Annotated in this window: 15 protein-coding genes and 1 tRNA gene; 2 read left to right on the top strand and 14 right to left on the bottom strand. The window is 62.0% G+C overall.

The genetic code is table 11. The features are described 5' to 3' along the window. Positions 1-25: 25 nt before the first annotated feature. From C5L10_RS11630 to C5L10_RS11600, 7 genes are all read right to left on the bottom strand, one after another. Entirely contained in the window at positions 26-250 is a 225-nt protein-coding gene (locus C5L10_RS11630; RefSeq protein WP_046630759.1) for a twin-arginine translocase TatA/TatE family subunit, read from the bottom strand. Positions 251-705: 455 nt separating this feature from the next. Next, a complete protein-coding gene (gene scpB / locus C5L10_RS11625; protein WP_245447989.1) occupies positions 706-1,398 on the bottom strand; it encodes an SMC-Scp complex subunit ScpB in 693 nt (230 codons plus the stop codon). A 20-nt stretch (positions 1,399-1,418) separates the two neighbouring features. Beyond that, positions 1,419-2,237, bottom strand: coding sequence for a ScpA family protein (locus tag C5L10_RS11620; protein ID WP_205836954.1), 819 nt, complete (start codon positions 2,235-2,237; stop codon positions 1,419-1,421). Positions 2,238-2,297: 60 nt separating this feature from the next. Continuing rightward, a complete protein-coding gene (nagZ, locus tag C5L10_RS11615) occupies positions 2,298-3,314 on the bottom strand; it encodes a beta-N-acetylhexosaminidase (protein ID WP_105429809.1) in 1,017 nt (338 codons plus the stop codon). A gap of 80 nt (positions 3,315-3,394) precedes the next feature. Beyond that, entirely contained in the window at positions 3,395-6,565 is a 3,171-nt protein-coding gene (locus C5L10_RS11610) for an SPOR domain-containing protein (RefSeq protein ID WP_105429808.1), read from the bottom strand. A gap of 66 nt (positions 6,566-6,631) precedes the next feature. After that, on the bottom strand, positions 6,632-8,389 hold the full coding sequence (argS, locus tag C5L10_RS11605; protein ID WP_105429807.1) for an arginine--tRNA ligase: 1,758 nt from the start codon (positions 8,387-8,389) through the stop codon (positions 6,632-6,634). A 62-nt stretch (positions 8,390-8,451) separates the two neighbouring features. Beyond that, positions 8,452-9,669, bottom strand: coding sequence for a deoxyguanosinetriphosphate triphosphohydrolase (locus tag C5L10_RS11600; protein WP_105429806.1), 1,218 nt, complete (start codon positions 9,667-9,669; stop codon positions 8,452-8,454). A gap of 136 nt (positions 9,670-9,805) precedes the next feature. Between C5L10_RS11600 and erpA the strand changes: the two genes are divergently transcribed. Both erpA and xth read left to right on the top strand, forming a co-directional pair. Continuing rightward, positions 9,806-10,135 (top strand): iron-sulfur cluster insertion protein ErpA, encoded by a 330-nt coding sequence (gene erpA, locus C5L10_RS11595; protein WP_046636887.1) that lies wholly within the window; start codon positions 9,806-9,808, stop codon positions 10,133-10,135. Positions 10,136-10,217: 82 nt separating this feature from the next. Next, positions 10,218-11,021 carry an exodeoxyribonuclease III gene (gene xth, locus C5L10_RS11590; RefSeq protein ID WP_105429805.1) on the top strand — a complete coding sequence of 268 codons (804 nt, stop codon included), beginning with the start codon at positions 10,218-10,220 and terminating at the stop codon, positions 11,019-11,021. Positions 11,022-11,048: 27 nt separating this feature from the next. Here xth and exoR read toward each other — a convergent pair whose 3' ends face one another. The 7 genes from exoR to C5L10_RS11555 all read right to left on the bottom strand — a co-directional run bounded on the left by exoR (position 11,049) and on the right by C5L10_RS11555 (position 19,343). After that, positions 11,049-11,843, bottom strand: a complete 795-nt coding sequence (exoR, locus tag C5L10_RS11585) for an exopolysaccharide production regulator ExoR (RefSeq protein WP_105429804.1) — start codon at positions 11,841-11,843, stop codon at positions 11,049-11,051. Between the two features lie 478 nt (positions 11,844-12,321). Further along, the gene (locus C5L10_RS11580; protein WP_105429803.1) at positions 12,322-13,569 is read right to left on the bottom strand and encodes an OmpP1/FadL family transporter; all 1,248 of its coding nucleotides are present in this window, start codon (positions 13,567-13,569) and stop codon (positions 12,322-12,324) included. Between the two features lie 365 nt (positions 13,570-13,934). Next, complete coding sequence (locus C5L10_RS11575) at positions 13,935-16,766, bottom strand: valine--tRNA ligase (protein ID WP_105429802.1); 2,832 nt, start codon at positions 16,764-16,766, stop codon at positions 13,935-13,937. A 141-nt stretch (positions 16,767-16,907) separates the two neighbouring features. Beyond that, positions 16,908-17,822, bottom strand: coding sequence for a PopZ family protein (locus C5L10_RS11570; protein ID WP_105429801.1), 915 nt, complete (start codon positions 17,820-17,822; stop codon positions 16,908-16,910). A gap of 269 nt (positions 17,823-18,091) precedes the next feature. Next, positions 18,092-18,745: a protein-L-isoaspartate O-methyltransferase gene (locus C5L10_RS11565; RefSeq protein ID WP_105429800.1), complete on the bottom strand. Its 654-nt coding sequence runs from the start codon at positions 18,743-18,745 to the stop codon at positions 18,092-18,094. Between the two features lie 153 nt (positions 18,746-18,898). Continuing rightward, positions 18,899-19,096 carry a hypothetical protein gene (locus tag C5L10_RS11560; RefSeq protein ID WP_046630783.1) on the bottom strand — a complete coding sequence of 66 codons (198 nt, stop codon included), beginning with the start codon at positions 19,094-19,096 and terminating at the stop codon, positions 18,899-18,901. Positions 19,097-19,269: 173 nt separating this feature from the next. Continuing rightward, a tRNA-Cys gene (locus tag C5L10_RS11555) sits at positions 19,270-19,343 on the bottom strand. Positions 19,344-19,466 lie beyond the last annotated feature (123 nt).

The following is a 19,466-nucleotide window of genomic DNA, read 5'->3' as shown; positions in this document are numbered from 1 at the left end:
GCTCCTGGAACCCGCCACTCGGCCATTACGACCGGGTGGTTTCCTTGGCCTCTTCAGCCTTGAGATCAACGGTCTTCGTCGTGGTCGTCGCGCCGTTCGCCTCCGTGGCGTCCTCGTCGCTCATGCCCTTCTTGAAGCTCTTGATGCCCTTGGCGAAATCGCCCATCAATTCCGGAATCTTGCCGCGTCCGAAGAGAACGAGCACGATGACCAGAACGATCAGCCAATGCCACACACTGAAAGAACCCATAAGTCCAACTCCATTAGTACCGTTTCATCGATGTAAGCTCTTTATGATGCTTTTTCAAACACCAAAATGTCGTCAGTGGACACCTTATCGAGACGTCCTTAACCCTGCGCGACAACTCGTCGGCGCGGATCCGGCCACGGCCCGGCTGAGAGGCCCTTCGAACCGCGAATATCAGGAATTCCGGGCCGCTGAGGCCCCTCTCGACAGCCTTCCCGCCACAAGCTGGCTGCCTGGGAGCGCGGCCCCATCGCCTTCTCGGCATCGTGGCCGACTGCGATCACCGTCGCGACACTCTCTCATCAGAGGCGCCGGCGTTTCGACTCGGATAATCGACTATAGCCGAGAAACGAGGCCGGAAAACGGCTCTTCGGTCAAAAACGACCTGCCAACAAGTAGACGTGAACGTAGGGTGCGACAGACCGACGCGTCCCGAGGGTGCGACCATCCCCGCGAAATCACTCTTCCGCTTCGCCGCCCGGCGTCAGGAGGCCAAGTTCCTCGAGGTCGAGTTGGGTGATCGGGTCCTCGTCCTCGGAAAGATCGTCGATATTGAGCGGGACGGGTATCGCAAAGCCCGGCGGGATGCGGCCGGAAAGCAGACCGGCGCCCTTCAATTCTTCGAGACCGGGAAGATCGCGCAGTTCCTCCAGGCCGAAATGGTCGAGGAAATCAGGTGTCGTGGCGAGCGTCACCGGCCGTCCCGGAGTGCGGCGGCGGCCGCGGAAGCGGACCCAGCCCGCTTCCATCAGCACGTCCAGCGTGCCTCTGGACGTCTGTACCCCGCGAATCTCCTCGATTTCGGCGCGGGTGACGGGTTGGTGATAGGCGATGATGGCCAGCACTTCGAGTGCGGCGCGCGACAGCTTCTTCGTCTCGTTGTCTTCGTTACGGATGACGAAGGAGAGATCGGCGGCGGTGCGGAAGGCCCAGCGGTCGCCGGTCCGGATCAGATTGACGCCGCGCGGCGCATAGACCTCCGCCAGCTGCTGCATGACCGCATTTACATTGGTGCCGCGCGGCAGGCGTTCGGCCAGAAACGCCTCAGAGACCGGCTCGGCCGAGGCGAAGACCAGCGCTTCCGCGATCCGCTCGACTTCCGCCGACGAGAAGGATGGGAGTTCCGGCTCTTCTTCCGCAGCGATCGGCAGATCGTCGTCCTCTTGCGGCGTCAATCCACGCCTCCCTTGGCGGGCTGTGGTGGGGCGGGCTGCTGTGGCCCGGTCCCCTTGCGCAGAAAGATCGGCTGGAAGGCGCCGTCCTGGCGGATTTCGAGCTTGCCTTCGCGCACCAGTTCGAGCGACGCCGCAAAGGCACTGGCGGTTGCCGTGACGCGATCCTCCGGCGGCAGATAGGGCAAGAGATAGTGCTGCAGCGCCGTCCAGTCGACGATCTCGCCGAGCATGCGGGTCAGCAGTTCGCGGGCATCGACCAGCGACCAGACCTTGCGCCTCTCAATCGTCACGTGGGTGACGGCGGTGCGCTGGCGCAGGTTGGCATAGGCCGCAAGCAGGTCATAAAGCGTCGCGTCATAGGCGGATTCGACGCGATGCGGGATATGTTCCGGCGCCCCGCGGGCAAAGACGTCGCGGCCGAGGCGATTGCGGTTGACCAGCCGCGTCGCCGACTCGCGCATCGCCTCAAGGCGCTTCAGGCGAAAAGCGAGTGTCGCTGCCAGTTCTTCGCCGCTCGGGCCGTCGTCGCCCTTGGCCTGCTGCGGAATAAGCAGCTTCGACTTGAGATAGGCGAGCCAGGCGGCCATGACGAGATAATCGGCGGCAAGCTCGATGCGGACCCGCCGGGCGCTGTCGATGAACAACAGATATTGCTCGACCAGTGCCAGAACGGAGATGCGGGCGAGATCGACCTTCTGGGTGCGGGCCAGATGAAGCAGCAGGTCGAGCGGACCTTCGAAACCGCTGACATCGATGACAAGTGCTGGATCGTCCGTCGCACGTTCGGCGCCGGCATCCTGCCACAACTTGTCCATCGGAATGGCGTTCTGCGATGTCGTCGTTGCCATTCCCCAACCTCTTGCTGTCGACAGCCGTCAGGAGACGGCGAGAAGACCTTGGAACTCCGCGCGGACCGCCTCCTCGCTCAAGCCGTCGCCCCGGCCGAAGGCCGCTTCCACCGCCTTCGCACGCAGCAACGCTTTCCCGCCAAGCGGTATCGCTTCCTTCACGACGGCCTTCATTTCGTCCATCACGCCGTTGCAATGCAAGACAATATCGCAGCCGCCCCCAACGATTCTCGCCGCACGCTCGCCGATCGTGCCCTTGAGCGCGTTCATGGAGGTGTCGTCGGACATCAGCAGCCCGTCGAAGCCGATATGGCCGCGGATGATTTCGTCGATCACCTTGCGCGAAATGGTCGCCGGCTCGTCCGGGTCGATGGCGGTGAAGACGATGTGGGCGCTCATTGCCATCAGTTCGTCCTTCATGGCAACGAAGGGCAGGAAGTCGTGCGCTTCCAGATCCGTGCGCGAGACGGTGACCACCGGCAGTTCGTGATGGCTGTCGGCCATGCCCCGGCCATGACCCGGAATATGCTTCATCACCGGCAGCATGCCGCCCGCCTTGAGGCCGTCGGCAGCGGCCTGGCCCATTTCGGCAACCGTCTTCGGATCGAACCCATAGGCGCGATCGCCGATGACGTTGCTCGCCCCTTCGATCGGCACGTCGAGCACCGGCAGGCAATCGACATTGATGCCGAATTTCATCAGGTCGAAGGCATGCAGGCGCGACATCAGCCATGCCGCCCGCAGGCCCTTTTCGCAATCCCGGCGGTAAAGTTCGCCAAGCACGGCGGCCGAGGGATAACGCTCGATCATCGGCGGGCGGATGCGCTGGACGCGGCCGCCCTCCTGGTCGATCAGCACCGGCGCATCCGGCCGGCCGACGGCATCGCGCATGGACGCGACGAGATCGGTGATCTGCGCCGGCTCGACGCAATTGCGGGCAAACAGGATAAAGCCCCAGGGTCGTTCATCCCGGTAAAGCGCCACTTCGTCCGAGGTGAGGGTCGGGCCGCTGGAGCCCAGGATCATTGCTTTTGATTCGCTCATGGTCCGATCTTAGATCATTGGAGGGCCAACGAAAAACGGGGCGCCCAGGCGCCCCGTCCGATTTCTTCGCTTTTTGGTCTTTACCGGCCGACCAGGCAGGTGCCTCCGGCGGCGCGATAACGTTCGCAGAGCGCCACGGCGTCGTTCTTGCTGCCGGCCGGAATGCGGACGCGGTAGAACATGCCCTTGCCGGCGATCTCGGCAGATTTGATATCGACGCCGCGGCCGCCAATGACGCTGCCGAACTTGGCCGACAGGCTCTGGTAGGATTTCTGGGCTTCCGCCTGGGACGGCAGCGATGCGATCTGGATCACATAGTCACCGGACCCCAGCGAAGCGACCTGGTTCGAGGCGGAACCCGGAGCGGCTGCCGCTGCCGGCTGGGCCGGTGCACGGACGTTGCCCTGGTCGGTAACGGCAGCGACCACGTTGACCGGCTGCTCGGCCGGACGTGCGATCGGAACCGGAGCCCTCGCCGCAGGTGCAGAGGCCTGAACCGGAGCGACGGGCGCCGGAGCCTGTGCGGCCGCAGGAGCAGGCGCCGCGACAGCCGGGGCCGGCTGGGCGGGAGCGGCTGCGACTGGCGGCGTGGCCGGGTTCGTTCTCACCACGTTGACGTGTTCGGCCGGAGCGGCCGGATTGGCAGGTGCCGAGACCGGAAGGATACCGCCAGCGCCAGCATTCGAGTTAGCCGGTTGGGGTTGCGTACGGGTAGGTGTCGCCGGCACGGAAGCCGGGACTTTCTCAGGGAAAGCAGCGGCCGTTTCAACCGGCTTTGCGCCGGCGGCGGGCAGCTTGGCAGTTTCCGGCGCGGCAAGCGCTGGGGCTGCAACTTCCTGCTCGACCAGCTTGCCGTCGGGGCGGACGATCATCGTCTTCACCTTGCGCGGCATCACGGTCACGGGCTGCTGCTCAGCAGCGGTATTGTTTTGCGCGGTCCGATCCTGCGGCAGGAGGCGTGGATCCTCCGTCTCGCCGACATCGGTCGGCTCGATATCGTTCTCGCCTTCGAGCGGCAGCGTATCGGGCATCAGGGTCTTCTGCACGACGTCGATAGGCTCCTCGTTGGAGGAGATCAGGGTGCGCTGCTTCGGATCTTTCGGCGAAACGCCGGCGACACGGTCGTAAACCGCCTTGTCCTGGTTGGGGACGGTCTTGCCGCCCGGATTTTCCGGCGCAATCTTGATCGGTTCGTTGTCGGCGGCAATGATGACCGGTTCGCCGCCCGACACGACACCCGACACGCTGCTGCCGAAGAACGCGTAGGCGCCGGCACCTCCGAGGATCACAACCCCGGCAAGGACCAGCGGCACCGCCCAGCTGCGGACGGAACGGCGGGCGTTCTCGACGGTCGCGACGTAGTCGGCGTCGGAATAATGCAGTTCTTCGTGCTCGGCGGCAGGCAGGGGCGTCGTCAGGCTGCGGCGGAAATCCTCTTCCAAAGCCCGCTCGAAGTCGTCCAGATCGGTATAGTTCGGCGAACGGGCGGCTTCGGCGGCGGCCTGCCGGCCCCTCGGCGCGATATCGATTTCCGGCTTGCGTGCCGGCGCCGAGGCCGGCTTGCCGGGCGCGGCCAGAAGCGTCGCAAGCTCGGCATCGATGTCGAGTTCGTAATCGGGACGATAGGCCGGCGGCTGTTCCGGCTCTTCTGCCGGTAGCGACGGTACGTCGAGTTCGGCGATCGCCTCGACCTGGTCTTCCGAATCGGCAATCTGGGCCGGATCGAACGGCAGGTCGGCAATCGATTCCGGCTCTTCTCCAACTTGCGTCTCCACGACCGGTGCCGCCGCAGCGGTGACGGGCGCAACGCGCGCGACCGGTGCTGCGATGGAAGGAGCGGCAGCAGGTGCAGGCTCGGCTTTCACAGGGGCTGGCGCGGGAGACGGATGTACCTGCGCTTCTTCGACGACGATCTCGGCAAGGTCGAGTTCGAGACCATCGAGCGCCAACTCGAACTCCTCGTCGGAGAACGGATCCGTATCGTCCAGAGGACTCGGTTCGGCAACCGGGGATTTGGCAACCGGCGTATCGATAGAGGTGGCTGCCGGCGCGACAGATGCGGCGGCCTGGGTCACGGCCGGCTCGGGCTTCGCCACAGGCGTCGCGAGCGGCTGGCCGTTCGATGTCGGCAGCGTATAGCGCTGGACGTCGTAGATCAGTTCGTCAAGCGCGGAGAACCGATCCTTTTGCGATGCGGCGGCGATCGGCGCAGCGGCAACGGGCGCCGGCTGCGGTTCCTGGGCCTGCGGCTCCGGGGCCTTTGGGGAAGCCAGCGGCGCGGCAGCCGGTGCCGGCTCGATCTTCGGGCTCGGGATATCGTTCAGGACCGGAGGCTCGGAGGCATATTCGTTCGATGCTGGTGCGGTCGCTTGAGAAGCGGTTACCGCCGCCTGGGCGGAGGCCGCAGAGACGTCTCGTGCCACGCTGAAATTGCTGAGCGGCATCCGGAACCCGGGAACGTAGGCGCCCTTGCCCCTCTCCGCCTTCGGCTCCAGCTCAAACTTCGCTTCGGGTTCCAATTTCTCTTCAGGCTCGAACGCCGCCTGGGGCTCGGGGGCCGTCTCGGTTTCGAATGCCGCCTGAGGTACGAACCGGACTTCCGGCTCGAATCTCGCTTCGGGCTCTAACGTACCTTCCGGCTCGAACGCCGCCTCGGACTCGGCCGCGATCGAGTTTTCCAGCTCGGCAGCGAGATCGAATTCCTCCGGGTCTTCTACCGACGCGGCGGGCGACATCGAGCCGGCAGCGGGGAAGTCGGGCAGATCGAAAACGGGTTCCATGCGCGCGGCTTCGACAGCCGGCTCGAATACCGGTTCCGCATCAACACTCTCGCCAACGGCATCAACCGCCAACGGAGGCTCCTCGTCGCCGAAAATGTCAGCGCGCTCACTGATGGCGCTATCGGCCTGCGGCACTTCTACCGCGGCAGCTTCGGCCGGAACGAACTCCAGCTCCTCAGGCTCTACCGGCGGTGCGGCGAAATGCTGAGGGACATCGTCAAGCGCGATATCGTGAATGGGGTCGAGATGCGGCGTGTCATAACGTTCGAACTCCTGAAGAAGCTCGTCTTCGAGATTGAACGCCGGCTCCCGCCGCGCAGTCGATGAAGTATCGGCGGAAGATGATCCGGGCCTGGCAGCGACGGGGAGATCGTCGTAGCCTACGATGCGGGCGAGTTCAGCCAGCGGGTCATCATCGGCAAAGAAGTCCGGCAAATCATTCCGGCTACGCGCAAGGTTGTTATCGGCCATTACCTCGTCCACTCACCTACATTACAACGCATATGCCAGTGCAATGTGGGGAAATGGTGGCGATATCTACCGCATTTCTTCCGGTGCCGCAGTGCCCGTGATCCCAAGTCCTGACTTCAAAACAGAGGCGACAGCATGCACCAGCCCAAGCCTGGCAATACTCAATTCTCGGTTTTTATCGTTAACAAAGCGTAATTCCGGTTGTTCTTTACCCTTATTCCAATGCGCATGGAAGAAACTTGCCAGATCATAGAGGTAAAAAGCAAGCCGATGAGGCTCCTGCGCCTGGGCCGCAGCCTCAACAATCCTGGGGTATTCCGCAAGTTTGGCGACCAGCTGCATCTCGTTCGGATCGTTGATCAGGCTGGTCGAACCTTTGAGGTCGAGCGAATCGAAATCGAGACCCGGAAACGCTTCCTTTGCCTGCCGGAACACCGAAGAGCAGCGCGCATGGGCGTACTGCACGTAGAAGACCGGATTGTCCTTCGACTGTTCCGTCACCTTGGCGAAGTCGAAATCGAGCGGCTCAGAACTCTTCCTGTAGAGCATCATGAAACGCACCGCGTCGCGGCCGACCTCGTCGACCACTTCGCGAAGCGTCACGAAGTTGCCGGAACGCTTCGACATCTTCACCGGCTCGCCGTTACGGTACAGCTTGACGAGCTGGCAAAGGAGCACGGTGAGCTTCGCCTTGCCGCCGGAGACGGCACGCGCGACGGCTTCCAGGCGTTTGACGTAGCCGCCATGATCGGCGCCGAGCACATAGATCATCTCGTCGTAACCACGATCGAACTTGTCCTTGAAGTAGGCAACGTCCGCTGCAAAGTAAGTATAGCTGCCGTCCGACTTGATCAGCGGACGATCCATATCGTCGCCCACTTCGGTGGAGCGGAACAGCGTCTGCTCGCGGTCCTCCCAGTCTTCCGGCAACTGGCCCTTCGGCGGCGGCAGCGTGCCCTTGTAGACGTGCCCCTTGAAGGTGAGGTCGTTGATGGCCTGGCGGATGCCCTGCGCGCCATTGGCGTGCAATGCGCGCTCCGAATAAAATACGTCGTGATGGACGTTGAGCGCTTCGAGATCGTCGCGGATCAGCGCCATCATCGCGTCGATCGCCGTGTCCTTGACGATCGGCATCCAGGCGTCTTCCGGCATGTTGTGCAGCCGCGGACCGTATTCCGCCGCCAGGGCCTGCCCGACCGGCACAAGATAATCGCCCGGATAAAGACCCGAGGGGATTTCGCCGATCGTCTCGCCCAATGCCTCGCGGTAACGCAGGAAGACCGAGCGGGCCAGAACGTCGATCTGGCTGCCTGCATCGTTGATGTAGTATTCCTTGGTCACGTCGTAGCCGGCAAACTCCATCAGGTTCGCCAGCGCATCCCCCACCACCGCACCACGGCAATGGCCCACATGCATCGGGCCGGTCGGGTTGGCCGAGACGTATTCGACATTCGCCTTCTTCTCCGCACCAACCTTGGAGCGGCCGTAATCCGTGCCCTCGGCAATGATCGATGCGAGCAGGCGCTGCCAGTAAGGCGCACCAAGCCGGATGTTGATGAACCCGGGGCCGGCCACCGAAACCTCGCTGACATCGGCATCCGAACGCAGCGCTTCGGCGATGATATCGGCAAGCGCACGCGGATTGGTGCCAAGCGGCTTTGCCAGAACCATGGCGGCATTGGTCGCCACATCGCCGTGGCTCTGGTCCCGCGGCGGTTCGACTGCGATACGGCCAAAATCAATCTCGCTTCGCTTTTCCTTGATGATATCAAGGCCTTCCAAAGCGTTCTTAGTTCTTGTTTCGAAGTCGGCAAAAAGATTCATGTTCAATCATCCCCGAGACTTGCCCGAGGACCCTTGCTGGCCAGTGTCATTGGTGGCGGTGCCTAGCGCAAATCCGGAGTCTGGTCAAACAGCTCGCCATGCGCCTTGACTGCGAACGTGTCGGTCATCCCGGCGAGATAATCGCCCACGTGACGCGCCCTCGCCGTCTCGCCGAGCCCGGCAATGTGATTGACCCAATAGTGGCTGCGCATCAGCGACGGGTCATTCATGTAAGCGCCGAACAGGTCGGAGACGATCTGGGAGGCGCCGGCGCGGATGCGCATGATGTCGGGATGCCGGTAGATGCGCGAGAAAAGGAGCTTCTTGATGCAGCGATCGGTTTCGGCCATCTCTTCAGAAAAGGTGGCGATGACATGCCCCGCGGCACGGACGTCGTCGGCGCTCTGCGGATTCACCTTGTCGAGGTTGTGCTGCGCCACGCCGATAACGTCCTCGACCATATGAGTGATCTGCCGGCGCATGATCTCATGGGCGAAACGGCTCGGCTCGATATGCGGATAACGTTCCCTCACCTCCGCCATCAGCTTGGCGAGGAAAGGCACGTCATCGAGCATCTCGAAGGTCAACAGACCGGAGCGCAGCCCGTCGTCGATGTCATGAGTGTTGTAGGCGATATCGTCGGCGATCGCGGCGACCTGGGCTTCCAGGCTGGCATAGCTGGCGAGCTCCAGGTCGTGCAGTTCGCTATAGTCGCGGATCGGCTGCGGCACTGGACCGCGCGTCCCCTCGCCGGTGGCGGTCAGGAGCGGACCATTGTGCTTGACGAGGCCTTCGAGGCTTTCCCAGGTCAGATTGAGCCCGTCGAAATCCGCATATCGGCGTTCGAGCTTGGTGACGATGCGGAGAGATTGGGCGTTGTGATCGAAACCGCCATAAGGCTTCAGCATCTCGTCAAGCGCGTCTTCTCCCGTATGGCCGAACGGCGTGTGGCCGAAGTCGTGGACCAGCGCCACGCCCTCGGCGAGATCCTCGTCGAGCTTCAGGGCGCGGGCAAGCGCGCGGGCGATCTGCGCCACCTCGATCGTGTGGGTCAGCCGGGTGCGGTAGTGGTCGCCGTCGGGGCTGATGAACACCTGCGTCTTGTGCTTCAGCCGCCGGAATGCGGTGGTGTGGACGATTCGGTCGCGGTCGCGCTGGAATTCCGAGCGCGTCAGGCTGCCGTCCTCGGGAAACAGACGTCCGCGCGACGCCCAGGGGTTGGCGGCATAGACCGCCCGTTCGCCACTGCCGAAACCCAGCGCCCTGGTATCGATCGTCATGCCGTCACCTGTTTGTTCATCCGCCGCCTGCCGCCCATTGACGTGCCGTTCACGTCTTCATACCTATAGTGAAGCTGTGCGCAATGCCGGTGACAGGAATCTCTCCGGGCCTTGAACCCGGCAGGAGGCGGATAATATGGAAACCAATGTAACTCTTTCAAATGCGGCGGCCAAGCGCATCGCCGAAATCGTCGGCAACGAGACAGGCAAGCAGGCGCTGCGTGTCTCGGTCGAAGGCGGGGGCTGTTCGGGCTTCTCCTACAAGTTCGATCTCGCCGAAGCGCCTGCGGACGACGACGTGGTGATCGCCAATGGCGATGCCAAGGTGCTGATCGACAGCCTCTCGCTCGTCTACATGGCGGGCTCGGAGATCGACTTCGTCGACAACCTGCTCGGCCAGTCCTTCCAGATCAAGAACCCCAACGCGGTCGCCAGCTGCGGCTGCGGCACCAGCTTCTCGATCTGATAACCTTTCCTTACGCGCAGTTCGCCCTTCCCAACGCTTCCTCTTTCGCTAAAAGAGGAAGCGAACATGGAGGCAAGGGCCGATGAAGATCGCCACCTGGAACATCAACGGCGTCAAGGCGCGTATCGACAGCCTGCGCCAGTGGCTGACCGATTCCTCCCCGGACATCGTCTGCCTGCAGGAAATCAAATCCGTCGACGAGACCTTCCCGCGGCTGGAGATCGAGGCGCTCGGCTATCACGTCGAGACCCACGGCCAGAAGGGGTTCAATGGCGTCGCGCTGCTGTCGAAGACAAGGCCTGACGAGGTGATGCGCGGCCTGCCGGGCGGCGAAGGCCCGGACGGACTGATGGACGAGCAGTCGCGTTACATCGAGGGCGTATTTTCGGTGCCGGGCGGCGCAATCCGCGTTGCTTCGATCTATCTGCCGAACGGCAATCCGGCCGACGATCCGGTCAAGTACCCCTACAAGCTGGCTTGGATGGAGCGGCTGCGCCAGCATGCGCAGAACTGCCTTCTCCTTGAAGAGCCGCTGATCCTCGCCGGCGACTACAACGTCATTCCCGAGCCGCATGATTGTTTCGATCCGGCTGCCTGGGCGACGGACGCGCTGTTCCTGCCGCAGACCCGCGCCGCCTTCCGGCGCCTGGAAAACCTCGGCCTTATCGACGCGGTGCGCGCCACGACCGACGCGACCAAGCTTTATTCCTTCTGGGATTACCAGGCCGGCGCCTGGCAGAAGAACAACGGCATCCGCATCGACCATCTCCTGCTCTCGGCGGAAGCCGCCGACAGGCTGAAATCCACGGCGATCGAGAAACATGTCCGGGCCTGGGAAAAGCCGTCGGACCACGTGCCCGTCATCGGCATGTTCGATTTCGGCTGATCGCCCGAAAGATCGGCGAGGCGTCGGTTATTCGACGCCGCGGGCGAACTCCTGAGACAGGGCAACCGCGCCGCGGCGATCCTCTTCGCCGACGACGGAGAATGCCTGTTCCTGCAATTGCTGCATCCAGATACATTCCTTGGCGGTGCACTTGTCGAGCGCTGCCGTCATGAAGGCGAGCCCCCGCACCGTCTGGCCTTCCTGGAAGAGGACGTTGCCGAAAACCGACATGGCGCCCGGATGGCCGCTCTTGCGGGCCTGGTTCAGCCATTTCTTCGCCTGCTGGATGTTGGCGGTACCGCCCTCGCCGGCCAGAATCATCCGGGCCAGCTGAAACTGGGCTTCTGCCACGCCGAACGTGGATGCCGCCTGGAAATAGAGCTGGCGGGCCTGCGAAAGATCGGGTCTGACCGGGCTGCCGGGAATGCCGCGGCGATAATAGTTGGCCAGCGACAGAAGTGCGTTGATGAAGAAACCGGTGTCTTCAGAACCGGGTTCGACGCCCTGTGCCGCGATCTCGTTATAGATCTTGAAGGCCTCGAAATCGTCCTTCGCGACGCCGTCGCCATAGGCGTACATATTGGCAAGCGCCCAGCGCGAACCGGTATGGCCCTTTTCGGCGGCATAACGATAAGCTTCGACCGCGTCTTCCTTCTGGCCGTTCTTATAGGCCTTGAAGCCGAACTTGAAGAGGTCGAACGGCCCAGACTCCTTCGTCACGCCCGATTTGATGTCGAAGGCCGCCGCCGATCCCGCCAAAATCGAGGCGAGCGACGCTCCAAGAAGCAATACTCTCATGGATCCAAAATCAGACTTCGCCATGGTTCAGTTTCTTTCACTCCGCGCGCGACGACCCGCCGCAGCCCGAGCATCGCTCGCTGCCGGAACAAGATTTGTCCGGGAATATCCCGTGCCTGCTCCTCCCGAGAGACGAATGAAACTGTAGCCGCCGTTTCCGGCAAGACTAGGACCCATAACCGCAGCAATTGCGGCAGGACAGGACGGCATCAGAATCCGCCTGCCTGAGCGCAAAAAGCCCGGCTTTTCATAAAGAAACCCGCCCATGATACTCCAATTACGCGCCCCGCCCCCGCGTTCCGCGCCTGTTCTTCCTCTATCGCTGCTCCCCGTTTGTGGCGGGAAGTGGACAGAAACGCCCCTCTCAAGGCACCCGACAATAGTCTCGAAAAAGTGTTGCTAAATCGTCACAAGAGAAACGACGAAACTGTTCTCATCTGAATAAAATTCGCCACAAAAAAGCCCGGTCGCAACCGGGCTTTCAAGCTTCAATCAAGTGAAGTCAGAACTTGACCTTCAAAGAGGTCGAGAGAGCAGCGACCAGATCGTCACCAAACCGGTATGTTGCTTCGTCACCAGCGGTAATGCCGTCGATGCTCATGACACCTGAACTGCCGCTGGTCAGGATGCCAAGCACGCCGGCCAGACGAATCTCGACGTTCTTGTTCGGCGAGTAGGCGACACCTGCGCCGACGGTCCAGGTATCCGTGAGGGTGCCAAAGCCCTGCGAAGTCCCACGATCCCAGGTGAGGCTGACTGCGCCGCTCCACTGCTCGTTGAACTTGTGGCCTACGCCACCGGTAACCGTCCAACCGTCCCGGTATCCGAGTTCAAGCGCGGTAACTTCCACGCCGCCGGCACTGTAGAACGGGATCCGCTGCAACACGCTCCAATTGGTCCATTTGACCGATCCGAACGCGAGCCAATCGGGAGCGATGCCAGACTGCAGCTTGAGCTCGATAGCCTCCGGCATAGCGGTTGAGCCGTGGACCGGAATGACCGTGCCGGCGCCGGGGACGCCAAAACCGGCGAGAATTGGCGAAAGCGCAGTCAGATCGACCTCGCCGGTGACATCATTCAGCTTGACTTGGCTGTAGTACATGAGGCTTGCGCGGAGAGCGTATTCCGGGATTTCATAGGCAAGCCCCGCACGCCAGCCCCAGCCGTCGCCTTCAAGATCAAGCCGTCCAACACCAGTTCCGGCCAGTCCTCCAATCAGGGGAGTACCCGGAGCCAGCACCAGCCGCTCCTTGAATCCGTCCATCTGCAAATAGCTGCCGCCGCCGATGACCCGCAAATCGCCTAGCCCGGCATCGAATTTGTAGGAGCAGGTCAGCGCGTAGTTGTCGCTGTTGATCTTTGTTTCGATGTTCTGGTTGGCCCCGGCCCAACCGGCGCCTGGATTGGTATGAGCGCCATAGGGCTGCGAGTAGTCGGCCAAGCAGTCGAAGCCCTCGAAGCCGGCCTTGGCACCTATACGCGGAGACCAGTAGCCTTCTGTTTCCTCCACCGAGTTGGAATAACCCAGGGCGTTGAGTGGACCATCCCCCGCGAAGGTATCGGTGACGTTCTTGAGTTTTCTCTGGGGCATCACGTAGGTAGCCGTGGACTCGATCGCGACCGAAGACGGATCAAAAAGCAGATCGATATTGTATCCGCCCCGCTCGATGCCGCCTGCGAGCGCAGGCGACTGAAGGGTGCATCCAGCTACGAGAGCAAAGACGCCCCTTGAGATTAGTTTGCTTACCATAAATTCTCCCACTCCCTGGTAAGTGACCGAAATCACTCTAGATGGTTCGCTCCAATTGACAACTTTCGGCTGTCCGGCGCTTCGCGGCGCAAACGCTCTATAGATTTACGTAAGCAAACCAGGAACCGGGGCTTTGATGCCGATTTCGGCACAAAATTGCTCTTTCTCCCTTAACCGGATCGTTAAAATTAGAATTTTATTATTTTAAGCCGGCTATCTGTGTTATTGTGGCAACAATACGGCTTTCTGCTTGTGAGCAGTTGCACATAAGGAGCCGAAGACCAACAAACGGTTGCGAAAAAGGAAATGCCGCGCCCGTTTCCGGCGCGGCATCCCTTATTTCCACTGATTCCCGATGAAGACGGTCAGCCGGCTTCGCTGATGCGCAGAAGAGCGGTCTTCAGGTTCGCCATCTGAACTTCCAGTTCGGCAAAACGTTCGCGCTCGGCAGCAACCACTTCGGGATCGGCATTGGCGACGAACCTTTCGTTCGCCAGCTTCTTGCCGATGCGGTCCATCTCGGCCTCGGTCTTGCCGACTGCCTTCTCGATGCGCGCCTTTTCGGCCACGAGGTCGATCAGGTTGCCGAGCGGCAGGCAGGCGGTCGCCTCGCCGACGACGATCTGGGCGGAACCCTTCGGTGCTGCGTCGGCAAGTTCGATGGTTTCCACGCGCGCAAGGCGGCGGACAGCCGCCTCGTGACGGCGCAGACGCGCCTGGGTCAGCTCGTTGGCGCCGACGACGACCAGCGGTGCAACGGCCGATGGCGGCACGTTCATTTCTGCCCGGGCGGAGCGCAGACCGGTGACGAGGTCGACCAGCCAGTTGATCTCTTCCGCAGCCGCCTGATCGGCGAATTCCGGCGCCGGCCAGTCGGCGTGGCAAAGCAGGCCGTCGCGCGTTTCGGTGTGGGCCCACAGTTCTTCCGTCATGAACGGCATGAACGGATGCAGGAGCTTGTAGGTCTCTTCCAGCACATAGGCCGCACAGGCCTGGGCCTCCGCCTTGGCAGCCTCGTCATCGCTTGCGAAGATCGGCTTCAGGAGTTCCAGATACCAGTCGCAGACCTGGTTCCAGACGAAGCGGTAGAGAGAAGCCGAAGCCTCGTTGAAGCGCTGGGTTTCGATCGCCTCGGTGACGTCGCGGATCGTGGCGGAAAGTTCCGTAAGGATCCAGCGGTTGACGGTGAGCTTCGCAGCGGCCGGCGAGAAGGCCGGATCGCGCTTGACGCCGTTCATCTCCGCAAACCGGGTAGCGTTCCAGAGCTTGGTGCCGAAATTGCGGTAACCGGCGATGCGGGCCGGATCGAGCTTCACGTCACGTCCCTGCGCCGCCATGATCGCCAGCGTGAAGCGCAAGGCGTCGGCGCCGTATTCGTCGATCAGGTCGAGCGGATCGATGACGTTGCCCTTCGACTTCGACATCTTCTGACCGTTCTTGTCGCGAACGAGCGCATGGACATAGACGGTGTGGAAGGGCTCGACCGGATTGCCATCCTCGTCCTTCATGAAATGAAGGCCCATCATCATCATGCGGGCAACCCAGAAGAAGATGATGTCGAAACCGGTGACCAATGCGCTGGTCGGATAATATTTCTCAAGCTCCCTGGTCTGGTCCGGCCAGCCGAGCGTCGAGAACGGCCAGAGTGCCGAAGAGAACCAGGTGTCGAGCACGTCCTCGTCGCGGGTCAGGATCTCGCCCGGTTTGAAATTCTCCAGGAGATCCTCGACAAGGGCCTTCATCGGGCCTTCGTGCGAAAGGTAATGCTGGATGGCGGCCTGCAGCGCCTCTTCCTCGGTTTTCTCGACAAAGACCTGGCCGTCCGGGCCGTACCACGCCGGAATCTGATGCCCCCACCAGAGCTGACGGGATATGCACCAAGGCTGGATGTTTTCCATCCACTCGAAATAGGTCTTGTCCCAGTTCTTGGGTACGAACTTGGTGCGTCCTTCCTTGACGGAAGCGATTGCCGGCTGCGCCATGGTGTGGGCGTCGACATACCATTGTTCGGTCAACCTCGGCTCGATCGGCACGCCGCCACGGTCGCCATGCGGCACCATGTGCTTATGCGGCTCGACCTTGTCGAGCAGGCCTGCTTCCTCGAAAATCTCGACGACGATCTTGCGGGCGATGAAACGGTCCTGGCCTTCGAGACGATCCCAGGCGCCGTGAAGCGCTGCCGGATGGTCGAGGCCTTCGAGGAAATCCTCGTTGTCCTTGATGGTGATCGTACCGTCGATGTTCATGACGTTGATGGCACGCAGCCGTGCCCGCTTGCCGACTTCGAAGTCGTTGAAGTCGTGCGCGGGGGTGATCTTGACCGCACCGGTGCCGGCCGTCGGATCGGCATAGTCATCCGCAACGATCGGGACCCTGCGGCCGACGATCGGCAGGATGACGTGTTTGCCGACGATGGCCTTGTAGCGCTCATCCTCGGGGTTCACGGCAATGCCGGTATCGCCGAGCATCGTTTCGGGACGCGTCGTCGCGACGACGATATAGTCGCGAGTCTCGAATTCGATCGCATTGCCATCTTCGTCGAACGTAACCGGATACTGGTAGGTAACGCCTTCCTCAAGCGGATAGCGGAAGTGCCAGAGATTGCCGTTGACCTCGTGCTGCTCGACTTCGAGATCAGAGATCGCGGTCAGCAGTTTCGGGTCCCAGTTGACGAGGCGCTTGTCCTTGTAGATCAGGCCCTGCTTGTAGAGCGTGACGAAGACCTCCAGGACCGCGGCCGACAGGCCCTCGTCCATGGTGAAACGCTCGCGCGACCAGTCACAGGAAGCACCGAGACGCTTCAGCTGGTTGAAGATCAGGCCGCCCGACTCCTCCTTCCACTCCCAGATCTTGTCGACGAAGGCCTCGCGGCCCATTTCGCGGCGGCCCGGAAGCTGGCGCTCCATCAACTGGCGCTCGACCACCATCTGGGTGGCGATGCCCGCATGGTCCATGCCCGGCTGCCACAGCACGTCCTTGCCGCGCATCCGCTCGAAGCGGATCATGATGTCCTGCAGCGTGTTGTTGAGCGCATGGCCCATATGCAGCGAACCGGTCACGTTCGGCGGCGGGATCACGATCGTGAAGGTTTCCGCGCCCGGCTTGGCGTTGGCGCCGGCGCGGAAAGCGTCGGCCTCGTCCCAAGCCTTGGCGATCCTCGGTTCTACTTCTGCGGAATCATAGGTCTTTTCGAGCATTTCCTGACCCGTTTTTGTTCTTTGAGAGCTATCGGGGTGTAAATAGGATGGGGTGTTCCAAGTCAATAAAAAAGCCGCCCCGTCACCGGAGCGGCCGTATCGATCAGCCTTGCGGGCGGATGGGCCAAGCCAGCCGCTGGCTTAGCGGCGCGTGCCGCGGGATACGCGTTCGATTTCCTCGCGCACCAGGCGCTCGACCAGCGTCGGCAGGTTGTCGTCCAGCCATTCCTGCAGCATCGGGCGCAGCATGTCGCCGGCCATGTCCTCGAGCGAGCGGCGCTCCATGCCATTGAACACCGAGGCTAGCTCGCTGAAGGATTTTGCGACCTGAGCGCCGGCTTCGGCGGACAGAAGGTTCGCGGTCTCCTCGATCTTCGCCGGAAGGCTGCGCGGGGCAGGTTCCTCGGCGAGTTTCGGCTCTGTTTTCGGCTCGATTCTCGGTTCGGACCGCACCGGTGCTTCGGCCCGGTGCGGAGCCGACAGCGGCGGGTCGAAGACCGGCATCATGACACGCTGGACCGGCTCCGGCTGCGAAGCGACCGGGGCAGCCTGCGTGACGGGGGCTGGTTGAGTGGCCGGTTCGCGGAATTCGGGCATGCGCGGCATCGGGCGAAGCTGAGCCGGCTCCTCCTGGCGTGCCGCCGATGCGGGCGAGGATGGCGTTTGCGCGGAAGAGGCAGCCGCCGATGGGACCGGCGCAGTCGAAGCGGCCGAAAGGCGCACCGTACCGGTCTCCTGCTGGCGGGTGGAGGCGGCCCGGACCCTTGCGGCGACATCTGCGAGCGACAGGGTACGATCCTGCTGCGCCGCCTGGCCCGACGATCCCGACGGGTAATTCATCGGCTCGTTGCGCGATGGCGCGCCGCGATCATTGGCGGCCATGTCGGGAACAAAGCTCGTCTCTTCGCCGTCTTCGATCTCGTCGTCGCCATAGACCGGGGGAAGCTGGCCGCTGAGCGCGTTCTCGGCATTCGGTTCATTGCTTTCAATGATCCGGCGAATGGACGCCAAGATTTCTTCCATGGAGGGTTCACGCGCTACATTTGGCTGAGCCATTTTCATCCCCGCTGTTACCGGCACTCGAGTCGGCCCCGTGGAGGGTGAACCGAATCGACGTTACTCTAAGGTGTTGGGGGGGCTGGAAACAATGACAAGTGCCCCAGGCCTCCTACCGATACACAGTTTTGTTGGGGTTGTGAATCCCGTAAGTCACAGTTGCAGGAAACAAGTGACACTGGCGTGAAACAGACGGATGGCACCGCCGGAAACGACAAAGGGGCCGCAAGGCCCCTTCCCGTTCATGGCGTTCGAACCGCGCCGATCGATCAGAACACGAATTCCTTGGCCTTGCGGAAGCCCGGCAGTGGCTTCACCGACGCGTTGAAATAGGCACTTTCGGAGATGGAGCCCTGCTCCCTCACCAGCACCCTCGCCTGGGCGGCATTGCCATAACCAACGACAGCGACCAGCCGTCCGCCATCGCGCAGCTGTTCCAGAAGCGCGGCAGGCACTTCCTCGACGGCACCGTTGACGAAGATAAGGTCATAGGGCGCCTCGGCGGCATAACCATTCTCGAGCTCGCCGGTAACAACCGCGACATTGTCGTAGCCGAGCGAGGAGAGCGTCCCGGTTGCCTGAGAGGCCAGCGTCTCATCCGCCTCCAGCGAGACGACGGAGCCGGCGATCAGCGACAGGACGGCGGTCGCATAACCGCTGCCGGTGCCGATTTCGAGCACGACGTCGTCCTTGGTGATGGCGGCAAGCTGCAGAAGCTTGGCAAGCGGCGAAGCCTCCATCAGGTACCGGCCAGGGGCAACCTCGATGTCCGCATCGATATAGGCGAGCGATTTTGCCTTGGCTGGCACGAAAGCTTCGCGCGGAACATTGTAGAAGGCCCGCAGAACCGAATGCGACGTGACATCGGTGGTGCGGATCTGATTTTCGACCATCTTCGTCCGTGCTGCTTCGAAATCCATCATCTCAGTCGTCCCAAATCACCCGGCGATGCGCCGGTCTACGCATGACCGTCTTACTGACGGCAGGACATGCTTTCAAGACACTGGCCGCTTTCGAAGCAAAAAAGCGCAGGAGAACGCCTCGCTCTCCTCAGGCTCAACCGTTGGGGCCGAGGCTCAAGCGTAGGCCGGCGGCGCTTCTTCCAGCTTGCGGATGGTCACATAGTCCCGCCCATAGGAAGAGCGCAGGCTGTGGTCCTTGTCGAAGGCGGACTGCTCGGCGGAGGTCAGCGGGAACATGCCGTCGGCGAATGTGCCGGTGCCTTCGACCTCGTTGGCTGCCTGACGGTGTACGTTGATTATCCTGGTGATCATGGCGCCTTCCCTCCGTTCCACCCCATAAATGCTGAGCGGGCCTTTCTGTTCCGAGACTAGGAGGAGAAGGTTAAAAAATTAACCATGTTGCAGCGCACACAAATATGCGTGGTAAATGCTTGGTATCAAAGCATGTTTGGATTTGAGGAACAGGTCTGACAAGAAGGGGGAATTGGAGGCCTCGCCGAGAATCGAACTCGGGTGCAAGGATTTGCAGTCCTCTGCGTCACCACTCCGCCACGAGGCCGTCCGAACGCATAAAGAGCGAGTGGTGTCGGGCGTTTAGAACGAATCGAATAACGGCGCAAGCGGGTTTGGCCCGTTTGTCATCTTTTTCCTGCATGAGGCGAGGAACGCCACAGCCGGCAGG

It is taken from the genome of Neorhizobium sp. T6_25 (genome assembly GCF_002968555.1).
Taxonomy (GTDB): domain Bacteria; phylum Pseudomonadota; class Alphaproteobacteria; order Rhizobiales; family Rhizobiaceae; genus Neorhizobium.
This window is presented reverse-complemented; position numbering and strand designations above follow the sequence as displayed.